This is a genomic window from Lysinibacillus sp. KCTC 33748 (assembly GCF_002237755.1).
Lineage (GTDB): Bacteria > Bacillota > Bacilli > Bacillales_A > Planococcaceae > Lysinibacillus.
Genome location: NZ_MWSJ01000002.1, coordinates 98806 through 113924, shown reverse-complemented (window position 1 = coordinate 113924; position 15119 = coordinate 98806). Strand labels below are relative to the sequence as shown.

General features: G+C 39.0%; 17 protein-coding genes. All 17 read right to left on the bottom strand.

Annotation, left to right across the window (positions count from 1 at the left end; genetic code table 11):
• Positions 1–14: 14 nt before the first annotated feature.
• On the bottom strand, positions 15–245 hold the full coding sequence (locus B1B04_RS03320) for a hypothetical protein (RefSeq protein WP_079559916.1): 231 nt from the start codon (positions 243–245) through the stop codon (positions 15–17).
• Positions 246–692: 447 nt separating this feature from the next.
• Entirely contained in the window at positions 693–935 is a 243-nt protein-coding gene (locus B1B04_RS26010; RefSeq protein ID WP_240518182.1) for a hypothetical protein, read from the bottom strand.
• A 112-nt stretch (positions 936–1047) separates the two neighbouring features.
• Positions 1048–2673 (bottom strand): long-chain fatty acid--CoA ligase, encoded by a 1626-nt coding sequence (locus B1B04_RS03310; protein ID WP_079559915.1) that lies wholly within the window; start codon positions 2671–2673, stop codon positions 1048–1050.
• Between the two features lie 500 nt (positions 2674–3173).
• Positions 3174–3935 carry a 3-hydroxyacyl-CoA dehydrogenase gene (locus B1B04_RS03305; RefSeq protein ID WP_079559914.1) on the bottom strand — a complete coding sequence of 254 codons (762 nt, stop codon included), beginning with the start codon at positions 3933–3935 and terminating at the stop codon, positions 3174–3176.
• Positions 3936–3950: 15 nt separating this feature from the next.
• The gene (locus B1B04_RS03300) at positions 3951–5099 is read right to left on the bottom strand and encodes a thiolase family protein (protein ID WP_079559913.1); all 1149 of its coding nucleotides are present in this window, start codon (positions 5097–5099) and stop codon (positions 3951–3953) included.
• A gap of 363 nt (positions 5100–5462) precedes the next feature.
• Entirely contained in the window at positions 5463–5879 is a 417-nt protein-coding gene (gene ndk, locus B1B04_RS03295; RefSeq protein ID WP_079559912.1) for a nucleoside-diphosphate kinase, read from the bottom strand.
• A gap of 86 nt (positions 5880–5965) precedes the next feature.
• The gene (hepT, locus tag B1B04_RS03290; RefSeq protein ID WP_079559911.1) at positions 5966–6940 is read right to left on the bottom strand and encodes a heptaprenyl diphosphate synthase component II; all 975 of its coding nucleotides are present in this window, start codon (positions 6938–6940) and stop codon (positions 5966–5968) included.
• Between the two features lie 19 nt (positions 6941–6959).
• Entirely contained in the window at positions 6960–7664 is a 705-nt protein-coding gene (locus B1B04_RS03285; protein WP_079559910.1) for a demethylmenaquinone methyltransferase, read from the bottom strand.
• A gap of 15 nt (positions 7665–7679) precedes the next feature.
• Complete coding sequence (locus B1B04_RS03280; protein WP_079559909.1) at positions 7680–8447, bottom strand: heptaprenyl diphosphate synthase component 1; 768 nt, start codon at positions 8445–8447, stop codon at positions 7680–7682.
• Between the two features lie 276 nt (positions 8448–8723).
• A complete protein-coding gene (locus tag B1B04_RS03275) occupies positions 8724–8912 on the bottom strand; it encodes a hypothetical protein (protein WP_079559908.1) in 189 nt (62 codons plus the stop codon).
• An 82-nt stretch (positions 8913–8994) separates the two neighbouring features.
• Complete coding sequence (gene mtrB, locus B1B04_RS03270) at positions 8995–9213, bottom strand: trp RNA-binding attenuation protein MtrB (protein WP_079559907.1); 219 nt, start codon at positions 9211–9213, stop codon at positions 8995–8997.
• Positions 9214–9276: 63 nt separating this feature from the next.
• Complete coding sequence (folE, locus tag B1B04_RS03265; protein WP_079559906.1) at positions 9277–9846, bottom strand: GTP cyclohydrolase I FolE; 570 nt, start codon at positions 9844–9846, stop codon at positions 9277–9279.
• 560 nt (positions 9847–10406) lie between these two features.
• Positions 10407–10679: an HU family DNA-binding protein gene (locus tag B1B04_RS03260; RefSeq protein WP_004232618.1), complete on the bottom strand. Its 273-nt coding sequence runs from the start codon at positions 10677–10679 to the stop codon at positions 10407–10409.
• Positions 10680–10878: 199 nt separating this feature from the next.
• Positions 10879–12357, bottom strand: a complete 1479-nt coding sequence (gene spoIVA / locus B1B04_RS03255) for a stage IV sporulation protein A (protein WP_079559905.1) — start codon at positions 12355–12357, stop codon at positions 10879–10881.
• A 91-nt stretch (positions 12358–12448) separates the two neighbouring features.
• Entirely contained in the window at positions 12449–13228 is a 780-nt protein-coding gene (locus B1B04_RS03250; RefSeq protein ID WP_079559904.1) for a hypothetical protein, read from the bottom strand.
• 21 nt (positions 13229–13249) lie between these two features.
• A complete protein-coding gene (locus tag B1B04_RS03245) occupies positions 13250–13462 on the bottom strand; it encodes a DUF2768 domain-containing protein (RefSeq protein WP_079559903.1) in 213 nt (70 codons plus the stop codon).
• A 531-nt stretch (positions 13463–13993) separates the two neighbouring features.
• Positions 13994–15010, bottom strand: coding sequence for an NAD(P)H-dependent glycerol-3-phosphate dehydrogenase (locus B1B04_RS03240; protein ID WP_079559902.1), 1017 nt, complete (start codon positions 15008–15010; stop codon positions 13994–13996).
• Between the last annotated feature and the right edge of the window lie 109 nt (positions 15011–15119).

Sequence of the window (15119 nt, the reverse complement as noted above, 5' to 3'; positions counted from 1 at the left end):
ACATGTAATCCAAGTTACTTAGTTGAGTTTTGTTTTTCCTCTAATAATAACACTTTGGATTGCTCTAATTCTAGACGTAATTTTTCTGTTTCCATCGTATACGTTTCTAATCGAAGCTTTTCTAACTCCGTCTCTTTCTCAATAGCCTTTAATCTAATTTTTTCCTTTCTTGTATGAGCATCAGTAAAAATCCCTGCTAAACTAATAACTACTCCACCAATAATAGCAACTATTGCAATTGACAATACGTCCACATCCTCTCATTAATAATGATTATACGGTAAAATGGAAAAAATAGTTTCACTTTTCTTTTCATTCTTTCACTATTTCAGAAAAAATATTCCATTATTTGTATCATGTTCTTGAATAACTCATTTCTGACTACTCCCACAGCTACAGCAGCGGGGTTCTTATATACTTAAGAGAAGCGTTACAAAGCTCTCCACAGATGGTGTTGCCATGTCCTGTGTAAAACATCTTTGATTTATCTTCTGTTCCATAAAACTTTCTAATCTACACAACCGAAGTTGTGTTGGCAATGAGTTTTAACGAAAGTAGGTAGCTCTACCTGCGGGGGATACTCTTCACTTTATTTGTTTGATACCCATACCCATGCTAAGAGGGAATGTTTTCTTTACTTGTTTCAAGTCTTCTATATGTTGATTGTGTAACTCTAAAAAGGTAGTAAACGTTTAATTGCATAAGTCTTGATTAGTATTTTGTAAGCTTGTATCACTATTCATCAGTAAAAACGCACTATATAAATCTCGGTGTACGAGATGACTTCCAATTTGACTCCAACGTTGATGTAGTTTTTTCTTTTCATAACGACCCGTCACATGACTATACTGACTGGCTCTAAAGGTTATCGTATTTACTTTCCATATAGTTAGCTTTGTGTAACCTAATTTTTGATTGATGATTTCCACTAGCATGTCAGGGGCATGATTCCCAATACTTTTTCCACACCCTACGCTATGGAGATGTTCCTATATTTCAAATAAAAAAATGAAGGTAGTCAGTCACCACCTTCATTTTTTTAGGCTCCTAAACCTCTACACGATAATCCTTTAAATCTTCTCGCAATTTTACCTTCATGAACTTCCCTACAGAAGTTTTAGGTATCTCATTTAAAAATACAACATCATCAGGAATCCATGTTTTATGGAATTGCGATTGTAAATCTTCTAGTAGCTCTGATTTCGTAATAGAATCTTTACATTCAGGCTTCGGTACAACACACGCTAGAGGTCGTTCTATCCATTTTTCGTGAGGAATAGCTATAACAGCTGCCTCCAACACTTTAGGATGTGACATCAAGGCATTTTCTAGGTCTACCGAAGAAATCCATTCGCCACCACTTTTTATTAAATCTTTCGTACGATCTGTAATTTTAATATAACCATCCACTGTCACTACCGCAATATCACCCGTGTAAAGCCAACCATCTTTAAAGGCTTCATTTGTTCGTTCATCGTTATAATACTCAGCAGCAATCCATGGACCCCTAATTGTCAATTCACCCATTGTTTTTCCATCCCAGGGTACTTCACCGTTTTCATTGACTACACGTGTTTCAATGAGTGGCACTGTTATTCCCTGCGTAGTGCGAACATCTATTTTTTCATCCAACGTATAATCTTGCATATGAGTTAAATACGTCGATATACTAACAAGCGGCGATGTCTCGGTCATACCGTAGCCCGTCATATAAGGAATTTTAAGCTCCTCCTCAAAACCACGAACTAGACCGTTCGGCGACGCTGAACCACCACAAACAATCAACCGTATTGAAGACAAATCACGAGGATTTTTACGTTGCTCCTGTAATAGCCCAAGCCAAATCGTAGGTACTCCTGCAGTCAGCGTTACCTTATATGTTTCAAATAAATCAAGTAATAGCTGTGGTGTAAACATTGGCCCAGGGAGCACCTGTGTGGCTCCAAATAATACACCAGCAAACGGAAATCCCCACGCATTCGCATGGAACATTGGTACAACAGGTAATACAACGTCTGTCTCGCTGATAGCTATACTATCAGAAAGTCCTGCTGCCATAGTATGGAGGACAATACTACGATGAGTATACACAACACCCTTTGGCATTCCTGTAGTTGCGCTTGTATAACACATACCAGCAGGTGTATTTTCATCTAAATCATCTAGGAATTTAAAGTCTTCATTCGCCTCATCGACTAATGCCTCATAAGACAGAGCATTCGGTAGTGGGATATTTTCTAGCACGATATCATCTCCCATTACGACAAAGTGCTTGACTGTTTTAAGCTGTGAGACAATTGGTGCAATAAGTGGAACTAAGTTATCATCAATTAGTAATATTTCATCTTCTGCGTGATTAATAACATAAGCAATATGCTCAGGCGCTAATCGAATATTAATCATATGCAATACAGCTCCTGCGCATGGCACTGCAAAATATGCTTCTAAATGGCGGTGGTGATTCCAAGCGAAGGTACCTACCTTCATCCCTCTTTCCATTCCCAGCTTTGTAAGGGCATCTGCTAGTTTACGAGTTCGTTTTACATATTCTTTATAAGTAAACTCATGAATTGTTGTAGTGCTTGTCCGCGAATATATTTTTTTCGCATGGAAAAATCGTTCTGCTCGATCCAAAAAACTTGTTAATAATAAAGGTGTATCCATCATATGCATAACAACGCTCCCCTTTGTTTATATAATTTTTGAATCGTCCAAGGCTTCTGCTACTACCAATAATTACATATAAAAGGATCATTACCATATCGTGTGGTTGATTTCCGTTCCGGCGGGGCGCTTTCCTGGGGGACGTCCGATGAGCCGCTTCACTCGCTCTGCTCGCTCCAGGGTCTCGGGCCAACACGACGTCGGTCACGAAGGCGTTATCACAGGATGTGATGCTCTTAGCCTTCGTTCCCCTATCGCTAATCCCCAAGGAGTCGCCCAGCCTCCACTCCAATCAACTTATTTACATAGTAGACGTTTTAACAAAAGTCATCACAATTTTTGTTGATGAACCATATAAAATAAGTTAATTTCCCCCTCACTAATCGCAGACAAGCTCCTTTTCACTTATGAGGTTCACAAATGCGTAATTACAGGAGCTTTTGCTCATACCCTTCACTCTATGAACAGTCTAGCTTATTGAATTTGAGGCAAGCACCTTCGAGATACCATTACCTTGGCTGCAAACGAATCGCGCCGTCCAAGCGGATGACTTCACCATTTAACAAACCATTTTGGATAATACTTTCGACCAGCAACGCATATTCTGTTGGTTTTCCAAGTCGTTTAGGGAAAGGCGTCATTTGAGCAAGTGCTGTTCTTGCTGGCTCTGGCAACGACGCAAACATTGGTGTTTCTATTAATCCTGGAGCAATCGTCATGACACGTACACCGATTTCAGCAAGCTCTCGAGCAATCGGCAACGTCATCGCTGCCACACCACCCTTTGAGGCACTATATGCTGCTTGTCCTATTTGCCCATCAAAAGCCGCAACAGATGCGGTATTAATAATAACGCCACGCTGACCATCCTCGTTTTGCTCATTCAGTTGCATCTTCTCGGCTGCTAGACGAATTACATTGAACGTACCAATTAAATTGACAGAAATCACCTTTTCAAATAAACCAAGAGCATGTACACCACGTTTTGAAAGTACTTTACTTGCATCGGCAATTCCGGCACAATTCACTGTGACATTAATGGAGCCCAATGTTGCTACTGCCTGCTCAAGCCCTGCCGCTACATCAGCTTCTTTTGTCACATCAACGCGTACATATTGGACATTCTCCCCTAACTCCTCTACTAGTGCATGCCCTCGATCGTCATTAAGATCAAAAATAACTGCTTTGCCACCGTTAGCAACAATTCTACGAACAGTCGCCTCTCCTAAACCAGATGCTCCCCCTGTTACAACTGCTTTTACTTCATTCATCAAACACAACCCCTTTTACATTTTTTCAATGATAGTAGCGTTCGCCATTCCCATGCCTTCACAAATTGCGAGTAAGCCATAATGTAAATTTTCTCGTTCCATTCTGTATAGCATCGTTGTTAACAGTTTTGTGCCCGTCGCTCCTAGTGGATGCCCTAAAGCAATTGCTCCACCATCTGGATTTAATTTATTTGGATCTGCTCCAATTTCATGCAGCCAAACAAGTGGTACTGGCGCAAAAGCTTCATTTACTTCATACGTGTCAATTTCCTCGATCGTAAGACCTGAACGTTCTAGCGCTTGTCTAGTTGCCTCAATTGGACCAGTTAGCATTAACGTCGGATCTGAGCCAACAACAACTCTTGTAACAATTTTAGCAAGCGGTCGGATGCCAAGCTCTTGCGCCTTTTCTAAAGACATAATAACTACAGCTGAGGCACCATCACTCATTTGACTTGCATTACCGGCTGTTATCACACCATCTTCCTGGAAAACGGTTTTTAGTCCATTTAATTTATCAACTGTCGTTTCTGGCCGTGGTCCCTCATCAACAGAAAACGTTGTCACTGTGCTGTCTTCTTGCGTAACTTGGACAGGCAGTATTTCCTTTTTAAAATGGCCTGCTTCAATTGCACCTAATGCTCGTCTATGACTATTGTAAGCAAAGTTATTGAGCAGTTCCTTCGACAAGTTCCATTTTTCCGCTATTTTTTCGGCTGATAACCCTTGATGAATAATTGTATAATTGTCTTGTAATCGTTTACCCGCGTGAGCCCCCTTCATGTTAGAACCCATTGACACCCTCGTCATGCTTTCAACTCCACCAGCAATAACAATGTCCATATCGCCTGCTAAAATAGCCTGTGCTGCGAAATGAACAGCCTGCTGACTTGATCCACATTGACGATCAATTGTCACACCTGGGACACTCTCCGGAAAACCTGCCATTAATAGGGCCGTACGGGCTATATTTGCTCCCTGTTCAGCAGTTTGCGTCACACAGCCAAAAATAACATCCTCCACCTGATCCTTATTGATACCTGCTCGTTGTACCACTTCTTGCAGTACATCTGCCGCTAAGTCATCTGCTCGAACATTGCTTAATGCCCCTTTACTTCTGCCAACTGCTGTACGAACAGCTGATACAATTACCACTTCTCTCATAAAAAAACCCCTTTGCGCTGTCAATTCTCTCATTTCCTATCATCCAATGTATTTAGATGCTATGAAATATATTCTTGATTATTAAGCTATTCAAAAACTATAATTATCAGAATATTACATCTTTTATTTTACATGACTAAGAAGTATTTAACAATTCTATATGTATCTAGAAAATTTCCGCCACTGATTTTATATGTCTATTTTTGTTATAGGCTTCTATTTATTGAGTAACCGCACTCCATTTTCAGAGCAATAAAAAAAGCAATCTCAAATTGAATTGAGATTGCTTAATCTATTTGCAAATTCAACTATGCCTTAGCATAATTGTCATCTCACTAAGTCAGAGATAAACGCTGAAAGAAATTAAACTAAATCTTCACCGAAGAATAAAGCGATTTCACGCTCAGCAGAAGCAAGTGAGTCAGAACCGTGGATGATGTTGTGAGAAACAGTTGTTGCGTAGTCACCACGGATTGTACCTGGGTTAGATTCTTCAGGTTTAGTTGCTCCCATCATTGTACGAGCAAGCTTAATTACGTTTTCGCCTTCCCATACCATAGCGAAAACAGGACCAGAAGTGATGAAATCAACTAATTCACCAAAGAATGGACGCTCAGCATGCTCAGCGTAGTGCTTTTCTGCTAATTCTGTAGGAATTACCATTAATTTAGCACCTTTCAATACAAAACCGCGACGCTCAAAACGATCTACGATATCTCCTACTACTTGACGTTCTACGCCATCAGGCTTAACCATTAAAAAAGTTTGTTCGATTGCCATGTTTAAAACACTCCTTAAATTCGTATAACAGGTTTTACACCTACCGATAAATATTAACAAAAAATCGGGCTTTGTACAACAAAAAGCTAGAATTTACGCTTACCCATAAATAAAGCAACATCACGTAATTTTTTCTTGACGGGATGTTTTGGTAATGCATCTATTTCCTGTAATGCCTTTTTCAAATATTTATCACTCATTATATTAGCTTGCTCAATCGCGTCGGATTTACGCACATAGCGCAACATATTTTGACGTTCTACCTCTGTCAAAGTACCTGCAAACACTTTTACCAAATAAGGTTGCATTCCAGGATCATCTTTTAACAGTAGAATCGGTAATGTAATATTCCCCTGCAATAAATCACTACCGGCTGGCTTCCCTAATTCTTTATCTGTTGCCATTATGTCTAAAACATCATCGATAATTTGGAAGCTCATGCCTACAAAATAGCCGAAGCGTTTCAAATGTCTCACTGTTTTGGGATCGACACCTGCTGCTACTGCACCAAGTTCACAACTAGAAGAAATTAGTAATGCCGTCTTGCGTTTGATTCGTCTAAAATAATCCTTTAAGCCTTGATCTAGTCTAAATTTATCTTCGATTTGAATGACTTCACCGTTACAAATTTCCACCATCGTACGTGCTAAAATTTGATGAACTAATGGGTCTTCAAGCTTTGTAATATATTCAAGTGCACGCGCAAAAATAAAATCGCCCGTGTACATTGCAACTCTATTATTCCATTGTGATTTGACAGTCGGGCGTCCTCTTCGCATATTGGAATCATCAATTACATCATCATGCACAAGTGATGCCATATGAATAAGCTCTACTGGCACGGCTACATCCTTCATCTTTTCGATATTATAGTCGCCAAATTTCGCGCCAAGCAACACAAAAATTGGTCGTATCCGTTTACCACCAGCTTGCAATAAATGGAGAGAAGCATCATTGATTAAACCTGAAGAAGAGTTCACTGCTCTTTCTAATTCTTTTTCAATGATTTCGATATCTGATTTCAAATCGGAATAGAGTAGTTTTAACTTCATCTTTTCCACTTGTGAAAACCTTCCCCCATTAACGTACCTTTTTTAAGCCTATATGCATTGCCGCAGCACCGCCACTGTATGCTTTGTACGTTACTTTTTCTAAACCTGCCTGTTCAAACATTGCCGCTAACTTCTTCATACCTGGGAAATCATTTGCTGATTCCTGTAACCAAGAATATTCTTTAAAGCTTTTCGCAAATATTTTACCAAATACCGGCATTATATATTTAAAATAAAAACGGAATAATTGTCGATAGCCGGGAATTTCAGATTGAGATGTTTCTAAACAAACAACCATTCCCCCAGGTTTTACAACACGATTCATTTCTTTTAAAACTTGTAAATAATCTGGTACATTGCGAAGACCAAAACCAATTGTTACATAATCAAATGTATTGTCTGGGAAAGGTAATTCCATAGCATTTCCATGTATTAGTTCAATTTGTGGGTATGGCTTTACTTTTTGTTCGCCAACCTTCAGCATGTTTTTACTGAAGTCTACCCCTTTTACTTCTCCGCTTTCACCAACTGCTTCAGCTAAGGCAATTGTCCAATCTGCCGTACCACAGCAAACATCCAGTGCTTTCGCTCCAGGTTTTACTGCCATACGCTTCATCGTATCATTGCGCCAGCCAACATGCATCTGGAAGCTAATAACACCATTCATTTTGTCATAGCTTTGCGAAATACTTTCAAATACTTCGTGCACGTGCTCTTCTTTCGTTTTAGCCATTTCGAAAAACCTCTCTTATCCATTAGTAGAAGCAATGGATGCCTCTACATGCGCTTGTAGAGCTTGTTTCACATCAACTTGTAAAAATGATGCCTCGTCTATCACCTGTAACAGCTCTGTTTTTAATTGCACAATTTTGTCCTGTATAACGTTGCCATAGGTCACTCCAGCATATCTCGCACTTTCTTCAAGAACCCTACTCATTATCGTTACTTGTCTACGTTGATATGTCGCCCATTCTCTTTCTAAACGCAAGATTAATAAGCTCTTCTCCACAATTGGAATATAGTTACTAAACGAATATAGCTCAAAAAATTTTGAGATTAATCCCGATTCAATGTTAGTAATTGAGGTATACCATTGTTCGAGTGTTCGTTTTTCTGCCTCATATACTTTAATTTGGTGTTCACAACGTTGCACAATCCCTTGCGACAAATTTCTAATCAATGCGACATTTCCCGACTTCGCTAAAATCTCATAATAACGACCACTATAAAAGTCCCCAGCTAAAACGGTTAGCTGCTGTTCTTTTGATGTGGCATCTAATTCTTTAATATGATCGTGCGCCGCTAAAGCTGCGTATACAATCCCAACCGTGATTGCAGCTTCTCTTTCCTCTTGTTGCCACTCTTCACCATTCAAAAAGGGAACTAACAAGTAAAATAATTGATTTTCATCGAGCACAGGCACTCCTGTGTATTTTTGCAAAGTTCTATGACGAACATCCATGAAAATCTCTGTTTTTAATTGTGCAATTGAATTTTGAATGTATGTTGCATTCATAGACCTTACTCCATTTCACTTTCAAATACGTTAGCCACTTCATGGATCTAACGCTTGCTTACTGAGTCATTATAGCACACGCGACGATTCGGAATAAAAATTTTTTGCTTTATTCAACATGATAGGCAGTAGAGCTTCCCAATCAAATATGCCTCGGCATAATTGATTCCAGAATCGGCTTTGTACTTAGTCCTGCACGAGGTCCAACACGATGTCGATCATTTCGGTAATACCACAGGGCGTGGTTTTTTACCGATGCAGGCCAGTTAGCCGTTATCACATGAATACGATGACCTTAGGGCTAACAGCCTGTATTGAACTCCATTCCGATTCCATGGCATCCGCCGGAAGCTTTAACGTTTCTGTACCTGCCGTTGCACTTTCTCCAAAAGACATTTGAAGCTGACGCTTTGCTTTCGCTACAAAAAACATCTGCTGAAAGAAGTTAAAAACAGTTTTACACATTTAGTCGATTTATATGTGCATCACTAATTTGCCATCAACACAAAACCATTTTTAAAGCACTTTTGCCTATCATTGTTCTTCATTACTTTTTCGATTCGCTATTTATAACACCATGAGCTGTATGAATCTGTGCTTTTCCACGAATTTTCACTGCAGATGTATGTTCAGTAAATTGAGCAATCATAACTTCGCCTGCATCTAATTTTTCAGAATGATGGAACTTTGTATCTGTACCTCGCGTTAAACCGATTACATGCACGCCATCTTCCTCTGCTTGAATAACAATATAATCTTGTGACATTGTCTTTACACTCCTTAAATCCGACAAATTCTTAGTCCATCATAACATAATTAGACATGCATATTAAGACATTTGAATAAATGATAAAACTTCTCTACGTTTTACTTCATCTTCTTCGTAAATACCACGTGCAACCGATGTCACAGTTTTAGACCCCGGCTTCTTAAGCCCTCGCATCGTCATGCACATATGCTCCGCCTCAATCACTACATAAACACCTTTCGGAGAGAGCATTTCCATAATTGTCTCTGCTACTGAAGAGGTAATACGTTCTTGTAATTGCGGACGACGAGCAATAGTTTCTACTGCGCGTCCTAATTTACTTAGTCCAGCAACAATGCCATCGTTTGGTATGTATGCGACATGCGCTTTTCCGTAAAAAGGTACTAGATGATGCTCACACATCGAATAAAATGGAATGTCCTTTACAAGTACTAATTCCTCATGGTCTTCATGAAACACTGTTTTAAAATAATCTTTTGCGTCTTCATGTAAGCCACTAAACATTTCTGCATACATTTTTGCTACACGTTTTGGTGTATCGAGTAAACCTTCACGATTTACATCTTCGCCTACCGCCTCTAATATCATTTTTACTGCTTCTTCTATTTTCAATAAATCAACATTCGACATCCGTAAAAACCCTCCTGCGTATCAATACATTACACATTTCCTTATGCATCGTAGCATATCCAAAAGGTAAGCGCAAAATGACTTACTTGATTCAAAAGAAATTCAACACTATATAAGCAAAATCGCTACTTCACACTTACTAATCAGTAGTATATTTTGTAAATTTTAGCTCATCACAAGGACGTCAGGCTGACCATCCCAACAGGGCGCTTCTTTCTTGAGGAGTCGTGGTGACAGTTTTATTCTGCGAAAGGTCATGACAAATATGATGATTTTAGCATTCGTCCCCTACTCGCTAGCGTTCCAGTGACGGTGACCCTCTAATGGAGATGCCCTATCTCCACCCCAACCAACTAAATATATCTACAAGTTTCAAAAATAAATCTCGACTTTCATCGATATACCTAAATTGTGCATAGGAAATCTATATTGCTTACACTGACGTTTATGTCATCTTTCTATGTACAGTTAACTATGCAACACTCGCTGAAATAAGTTAAAAAGAGCAGCCTCCATGTTCGTATACATGAAGACTGCTCTATGTAACTACTAGACGTGTATTATTTTACAGCATCTTTAAGCGCTTTACCTGGTTTGAAAGCAGGTACTTTGCTAGCAGCGATTTCGATTTCTTTACCAGTTTGTGGGTTACGACCTTTACGAGCCGCACGTTCACGTACTTCAAAGTTACCAAAACCAATTAATTGTACTTTGTCACCCTTTGCAAGAGCATCTTGAATTGTATCAAATACAGCTTCAACTGCTTTAGAAGCGTCTTTTTTAGAAAGACCTGCAGCTTCAGCAACAGAGTTTACTAATTCTGTTTTATTCACACCATTCACCTCCTCTCAAAGGGTCATGAACCAATTCTGTAAAAAGATTAACACATAGAAAACCGCTACGCAACTGTATTCATTCATGATTATAACCAAAAAATTAGTTTTTCACCCAAAAAACAAAAATAACAGGACTTTTCGCATAAAAACGAAAAGACCTGTAGTATTTTTTTGCGCTTTATTTTTCTTTTTATCACTACAAAATAAATGTAACTAATCCTCTATCGCCTTCGTTCACCATACGTTCAATTGTTTGTCGCATCCGTTTTTTAGCTGTATTTGGAACTGCATCCATTTTATAGCGTATTCCTTCTTTTAACACTTCATGTAATGGAGTTCCAAAAAGCTGCGTGTTCCATAAAGCTTCACGATCATGTAAATAAGCATGATTTAAATCCTTAAGCAATTGTTGACTATGGAATTCTGAGCCTATTAGTGGCGCGAATTCGGATTCCATATCTACACGAATAATATGATATGATGGCGCTTTTGCCTTCATACGCACACCATAAAAATTATTTTGTTTAATGAGTTCTGGAGCTGTTGGCTCAAACTCCTGCATCATCGGCAATGTTACACCATAACCAGTCGAATCTGCTTGACTAATAGCAGTTTTAAAGCGTTTTTGTGCCTCTTTTGCTTCTGCCGCCTCTTTAATAAAGAGTAGCCAATCACGCTTCGTCTCAATTGGTTCATCTAGCCATTCATTACACACCGACTTATATAGCTCGCCTTGTAATGATACTCGAATGACTGCAGTTCCAATACCAGCATCCACATGTACCACTTCACTTTGATCAATAAAATCAATAGCTTTAAAAGCATCTGACGCCTGCTGCACGTCTCTAATTTTCATAATAGATGACAGCACTTCTTCCATCGAATCGATTAGTGCAACATTTAATGGGTGTGTTGCATCTAAAACATCTAACCAATCTGGTTTTTCCACCTCAATTGTTCGAATTGGAAATTCAAATAATGCTTCTTGCAAAATATACTGAATATCAGATGCGCGCATTTGATCAATCGAAATAGCAATTACTGGAACATTATAGCGCTCAAATAACTCATTTCGGAGCTGCACCGTTTCCTCCCGCGCCGGCATTTGGCAATTTAATACAATAACAAAAGGTTTTCCAATATCCATTAATTGCTCTACGATTTCCTCTTCAGCCTTCTCTGCCGCACGACGACTTATACCATTGACCGTGCCATCTGTTGTTACAACAATTCCAATATTGGCATGGTCACGAATTACTTTATCCGTACCTATTTTCGCCGCTTCTTGGAAAGGGATAGGCTCTGTATGCCAAGGTGTATGCACAAATTTCGGACCATTTTCATCCTCATAGCCCTTTGTACCGTCAATGACATAACCAACGCAATCTGCTAAACGAATTTGGAATGTCATTTCATCTTCACCGACCGCAATACGTGTTGCTTGGGCAGGCACAAACTTCGGCTCAGCAGTCATAATGACTGGCCCCGGCGAGCTTTGTGGCAACTCGTCTTGTGCTCGCATTCTTTCTGTATCATCCACAATATTTGGTAACACGACCGATTCCATAACCTTTTTTACAAATGTTGATTTACCTACACGTACTGGACCGACAACACCAATATAAACATCGCCATTTGTGCGCTCTGCAATTTCTCTAAATACTGCTTCACTCAAGGTTTCTGCCTCCTTTATCTACGCTTTTTCACTATATGCGAGCGGTTAGATAAATATGAAAAGCCCCTCACAAATGTAAGGAGCTTATTGACTAATCTTTTTTATTTTTGGATTCATACTCTTGAATTAATTTTTCTCTAGCTTTTTTTGCGTCACTATTATAGGCGTCCATATAATAAATCGGCTCACCTTTTTCATCTACTGTATATGGTAAAGAATAAGCTGGCACTACTGGATATTTATCGATAAGTAGCTGACGAATATCATCTCCAGGTTTTACATCAGGCTTATCTTCTTTTAGTAGTTGCCCTAAATCAACTGAATAGTCGACATGCATTTCGCCATCGCCTGTCATAAATATTGGTAATTCGGTACCAGAATAGGGGCTCTTCACAGTTACTTCTGTTTTATAGCCCAATTTTTCAAAGTTAATTTTAAATACATTATCAGAATCTACACCCTTTATTGGTAAATATTCGGTTGAAAGTTTGCGAATATTAATTTCACGAATTCGCTCTGCGGCATTTAAATCTACCAATTTTACTTTAGCTTCATTCTCAGGATCCCAAATAATATACTGGAAAATCCCACCCTTTTCATAGGCGTTCCCAGGAATTTGCGCAAGATATTTAGGCATTAGTTTTTCAAAATCAATTAAATATTTTATATATATATCTGTATCTAATTCGCTATTTTTAATTGGAACTAGTCCACCAGTTGCTTCACGATATTCATCAACCGCACGCTGAACCGCAGCTAAATTATCAGCATCCGGCACTACTTTTGCCCTTTTCTCGTCTTCTGGATATGCACAACCTACTAGAAGTACAGCGGTTACAATTACCAAAAGAAAAGCACTTAGTTTTTTCATGTCACTTCCACCTCATCATTTTTATGCTGGCCATGTGGCTACAATTAGAACCATTAAAAATGTGCCAAGTCCAAACAGTATGTATGCAATTAAATTTACGATTGTACGTAAAAAAACGTTCGAAATCTTATTACGACCGAGATAAATTAAACCTATAGATATAATCAAAAAGCCAATACAATAAAACGATACCCACATTACATCAAGCGCAGGTAAATGTGCTAACGGACCCATTTAAAACAACCACCTTTCTACAACGTCACGAAACAATCAAAATATATTATACTATGTGCTTTCACTAAAAAGAAATAGTTGTCCAATAACTATCAATCAATTATACCTCGGCATAATTGTGTCCGTAATCGGCTTTGGGCCAACAAATGTTTTCTGTGCGAAAGCGCAGTGCTAACAAGCGTCAGCAAAGGTTTTTGCCTGTGCGAAAGCGAAGCGTCAGCAACAACATGATGTTGGACACTCAGTCATTGCCACAGGACGTGGCGTTTCTTAGACTGAGTTCCTTTATGTCAGCGGGTGTTTGGATACCCGCTGAAAAGCAGCTTAAAGACCGCATCATACCACCGCCTATAGAGGTAGGAGACTTTTTCTAGAAGTTAAATGGACAACCTTTATTAAATAATTAATTAAAAGCACACAATAAGGCGTCTCAGATATTCTCTGAGACACCTTATTTATGTCCATTTTATGACATAACTAATCAAATAGATTAGGTATGTCGATTAACCTTATTTATCCATTTTCATTAATTTAGTATATCATGTCATCGATTTCTCGCTTTTTCATACGCATCATTAATGTATCAACCGCTATTTTAGGTTCGATAGTATTAAATAGAACACTATAAAGCTCCGCTGTGATCGGCATAGCAACGTTATATTTCTCTGCTAGCTGATAGGCCGCTTTTGTTGTGCGTACTCCCTCAACAACCATGCCCATTTGATCGAGTACCTCTGGTAGTTTCATTCCTTGCCCCAATAAATTACCTGCGCGCCAATTACGAGAGTGTACACTTGTACATGTTACAATTAAGTCCCCCATGCCTGAAAGTCCTGAAAATGTGAATGGATTCCCTCCCATTTCAACACCAAGACGTGAAATTTCAGCTAAACCTCGAGTAATAAGTGCCGCTTTGGCATTATCACCATAATTTAAGCCGTCTGAAATACCTGCCGCTAATGCTATTACGTTTTTTAATGCGCCACCTATTTCTACGCCAATCACATCTTTGCTTGTGTAGACACGGAAATATTGATTCATAAATAAATCTTGCACTTTTTCTGCGGCTTCAATGTTTGCACAAGCTGCTGTGACCGTTGTCGGGTGGTGTAAGACAACTTCCTCTGCATGACTTGGACCCGAAAGTACAACAACTTCTTCTACAAATTTTGCAGGTAGACTTTCTTCTAAAATTTCCGAAATTCGTTTTAATGTATCGGGTTCAATTCCCTTCGATACATGCACAAACAGTATTTTTTTATCGAGTGTTACGCACATTTTTTCACATACTTCTCGAATAGCCTTAGTTGGCACTGCTACGATAATTGTTTCCGAATGGTCAACTGCCTTAGCAATATCACTTGTCGCATACAAATTTGTCGGCAGTACAGTTTCAGGCAAATACTTTCTATTAGTATGCAGGTTGTTAATTTCTTCAGCTTGATCTGTTCGATGAGTCCAAAGAAGTGTATCATGCCCATTTTCTGCAAGTACCATCGCAAGTGCTGTCCCCCACGAGCCTGCCCCTAACACACAAACTTTTTCCATTCAAAATCCTCCCTTGTTAAGAAAAGACAATTCACTCTTATTAGTTACGAAAAATGCTAGAGAAAATTATACTTTCCTCTCTTGTAAAAAGACGCCACCCAACAATATT

Bases quoted from the DNA above. Each gene is read 5' to 3' on its own strand.
- folE (WP_079559906.1), bottom strand. From the start codon at position 9,846: ATGTCGAATGTTGATTTATTGAAAATAGAAGAAGCAGTAAAAATGATA.
- B1B04_RS03240 (WP_079559902.1), bottom strand. From the start codon at position 15,010: ATGGAAAAAGTTTGTGTGTTAGGGGCAGGCTCGTGGGGGACAGCACTT.
- B1B04_RS03250 (WP_079559904.1), bottom strand. From the start codon at position 13,228: ATGAAAAAACTAAGTGCTTTTCTTTTGGTAATTGTAACCGCTGTACTT.
- ndk (WP_079559912.1), bottom strand. From the start codon at position 5,879: ATGGCAATCGAACAAACTTTTTTAATGGTTAAGCCTGATGGCGTAGAA.
- B1B04_RS03245 (WP_079559903.1), bottom strand. From the start codon at position 13,462: ATGGGTCCGTTAGCACATTTACCTGCGCTTGATGTAATGTGGGTATCG.
- B1B04_RS03280 (WP_079559909.1), bottom strand. From the start codon at position 8,447: ATGAATGCAACATACATTCAAAATTCAATTGCACAATTAAAAACAGAG.
- B1B04_RS03300 (WP_079559913.1), bottom strand. From the start codon at position 5,099: ATGAGAGAAGTGGTAATTGTATCAGCTGTTCGTACAGCAGTTGGCAGA.
- B1B04_RS03275 (WP_079559908.1), bottom strand. From the start codon at position 8,912: ATGTGTAAAACTGTTTTTAACTTCTTTCAGCAGATGTTTTTTGTAGCG.
- B1B04_RS26010 (WP_240518182.1), bottom strand. From the start codon at position 935: ATGCTAGTGGAAATCATCAATCAAAAATTAGGTTACACAAAGCTAACT.
- B1B04_RS03305 (WP_079559914.1), bottom strand. From the start codon at position 3,935: ATGAATGAAGTAAAAGCAGTTGTAACAGGGGGAGCATCTGGTTTAGGA.
- mtrB (WP_079559907.1), bottom strand. From the start codon at position 9,213: ATGTCACAAGATTATATTGTTATTCAAGCAGAGGAAGATGGCGTGCAT.
- B1B04_RS03310 (WP_079559915.1), bottom strand. From the start codon at position 2,673: ATGCATATGATGGATACACCTTTATTATTAACAAGTTTTTTGGATCGA.
- B1B04_RS03285 (WP_079559910.1), bottom strand. From the start codon at position 7,664: ATGGCTAAAACGAAAGAAGAGCACGTGCACGAAGTATTTGAAAGTATT.